Genomic DNA, 2184 nt, shown 5'->3' with positions numbered 1-2184 from the left:
CGTGCGGGCGGAGCCTCCGCCAGGGTGCGCAGCCGCCGTGTGGTGGGCCAGTGCCGGCGCGCCGCGTCCCGGGCCCGTACGGGCACGTCCAGCAGCATGCCGAGGAGGTACTCGAAGCTGTTCACCGGCCGGGGATCCCCTCTCGCGCGTGTCGTCGCCCCAGAGCTTGGCGCGCCCGTGCCCCGGCCCGCAATCGGCTTGCGTGACCCGGCCCGCAGCTCAGCCGAGCGCCCCCACCATCGCCCGGACGGCGCAGGGCCGGCCCGGCAGGTCGGCGCCGTCCGCCCACTGGTCCACCGCCCCCGCCGGCGCCAGGGCCCGCGCGAAGCGGTCGGCGCGCATCACCAGGTAGGGGCGGCGGATGCGGATGACGCGTTCCTGCCCCGGCATGCGGTGGGGCTCCCCTTCTGTGCCGGGGGTCGAGTTACGCGGGGAACTCGCCATCCCGGACGGCGGCGATGAAGGATTCCCAGGCGGAGGTCGGGAAGACGAGGGCCGGGCCGTGCGGGTCCTTGGAGTCACGGACCGGGACGGCGCTGGGGAGGGATGCGAGGGCCACCTCGATGCAGTCGCCGCCGTTGGGAGCGCTGTAGCTGCTCTTGCGCCAGGTCAACACAGTCAGTTCCTCAAAGGTCTCTACGCCGGGAAGTCGCCCTCGCGGACGGCCGTCACGAAGGCTTCCCAAGCGGAGGCGGGGAAGACGAGGGCGGGGCCGTGCGGGTCCTTGGAGTCACGCACTGGGACTGCGCCGGGGAGGGATGCGAGGGCCACCTCGATGCAGTCGCCGCCGTCCGGGCCGCTGTAGCTGCTCTTGCGCCAGGCCAGCGTCATGCCGGGAACTCGCCATCCCGGACGGCGGCGATGAAGGATTCCCAGGCGGAGGCCGGGAAGACGAGGGTCGGGCCGTGCGGGTCCTTGGAGTCACGCACCGGGACTGCGCCGGGGAGGGATGCGAGGGCCACCTCGACGCACTCGCCGCCGTTGTCTCCGCTGTAGCTGCTCTTGCGCCAGGTCAACACAGCCAGCTCCTTGGAAGGTCTATGCCGGGAAGTCGCCCTCGCGGACGGCCGTCACGAAGGCTTCCCAGGCGGAGGCCGGGAAAACGAGGGTCGGGCCGTGCGGGTCCTTGGAGTCACGCACTGGGACTGCGCTGGGGAGGGATGCGAGGGCCACCTCGATGCAGTCGCCGCCGTTGCTTCCGCTGTAGCTGCTCTTGCGCCAGGCGGTCGCGTCGAGCTCGTTCCTCGTCATTCCTGAACCCTTCCAGCGCATCTGTGATCAGCGCGAGCGAGTCGACCACGGACAGTGCCTCGCCGTGGAGCAGATCATAGCTGCGGCGGTGTCGTGCCACGAACGCCGGATCGTCGCTGGAATGGCCTCGATCGAGGCTCTCTGAGTACACGCTGGTGTGACCGTCCGGCATCTCCAACATCACCATGGACTTGTCCATGTTGGCCGGTCGGCGTGCGAATGGCACGACCTGGACGATGACGTTCGGGAGTTCGGAAACAGCCAGCAAGTGCTCCATCTGGCGCCTCATCACACCAGGGCCGCCGATGACAGACCGGATGGCGCTTTCGTCCAGGATCACCAGCAGAAGCGGCCCATCCGGCTCCAAGAACCGCCTCTGCCTCGCCAGTCGAGCCGCCGTCCGCTCCTCTATCAACTCGGGCTTTCCGGCGGCATCGCTGGCTCCAAGAACCACTTCAGCGTATTCACGGCACTGCAACAGCCCGTGCACGACGGCCAACTGGAAGATCCTCGCGGCCAGAGCCTCGGCTTCCATGTCCGCATGACCCTGGAACCAGTCCGGGTGTTCGATCGAAGCTTCCCAGTCCACCCGGTCCCAGAGACGTTTGAGCGCGCCGCCAGTCCTGAGCAGTTCATCCGCGCGTTCCACCATCTCCGGTGGCATCCGCCGCTGACCGCTCTCGTAGCGCGTGACGGTCACCCGGTCGCAGTGCAGGAGCTTGGCCAGATCCCCCTGCTTGTAGCCGGCCAATTCCCGGTAGAACCGCAGCTCTTCGCCGAACATCACGGCCGAACTGGCCGTGAGTTCCACCCTGAGTCGCCTGTGTGCCATGCCAGACCCCTTCACGTACCGCGTGTGACCGGTACCTGATTTCGGCCATCACCGTACCCCCACGACCCGATCATTGATACCGGAAAGCGATCTGTCGCATG

The 2184-nt window shown here is 68.4% G+C and carries 6 protein-coding genes; all 6 read right to left on the bottom strand.

Annotated features, from left to right (window positions below):
• Positions 1-219: 219 nt before the first annotated feature.
• From J0670_RS36390 to J0670_RS36370, 6 genes are read right to left on the bottom strand one after another with little or no spacing between them, the layout of a single operon-like run.
• The gene (locus J0670_RS36390) at positions 220-390 is read right to left on the bottom strand and encodes a hypothetical protein (protein ID WP_207817018.1); all 171 of its coding nucleotides are present in this window, start codon (positions 388-390) and stop codon (positions 220-222) included.
• Positions 391-424: 34 nt separating this feature from the next.
• Positions 425-616: a DUF397 domain-containing protein gene (locus tag J0670_RS36385; protein ID WP_207817016.1), complete on the bottom strand. Its 192-nt coding sequence runs from the start codon at positions 614-616 to the stop codon at positions 425-427.
• 20 nt (positions 617-636) lie between these two features.
• Positions 637-831 (bottom strand): DUF397 domain-containing protein, encoded by a 195-nt coding sequence (locus J0670_RS36380; RefSeq protein WP_207817015.1) that lies wholly within the window; start codon positions 829-831, stop codon positions 637-639.
• Complete coding sequence (locus J0670_RS36375) at positions 828-1019, bottom strand: DUF397 domain-containing protein (protein ID WP_307806857.1); 192 nt, start codon at positions 1017-1019, stop codon at positions 828-830. The genes J0670_RS36380 and J0670_RS36375 overlap by 4 nt, the downstream gene beginning before the upstream one ends.
• 19 nt (positions 1020-1038) lie before the next feature.
• Positions 1039-1173, bottom strand: a complete 135-nt coding sequence (locus tag J0670_RS40420; RefSeq protein ID WP_307806856.1) for a DUF397 domain-containing protein — start codon at positions 1171-1173, stop codon at positions 1039-1041.
• Entirely contained in the window at positions 1133-2062 is a 930-nt protein-coding gene (locus J0670_RS36370) for a helix-turn-helix transcriptional regulator (protein ID WP_307806855.1), read from the bottom strand. Before J0670_RS36370 ends, J0670_RS40420 begins: the two co-directional genes overlap by 41 nt.
• Positions 2063-2184 lie beyond the last annotated feature (122 nt).

The sequence above is a fragment of the Streptomyces sp. FH025 genome (genome assembly GCF_017427025.1).
In the GTDB taxonomy this organism is placed as follows: Bacteria; Actinomycetota; Actinomycetes; order Streptomycetales; family Streptomycetaceae; genus Kitasatospora.
The sequence above is the reverse complement of the archived record's forward strand: the minus strand, read 5'-3'. Positions and strand labels throughout refer to the sequence as shown.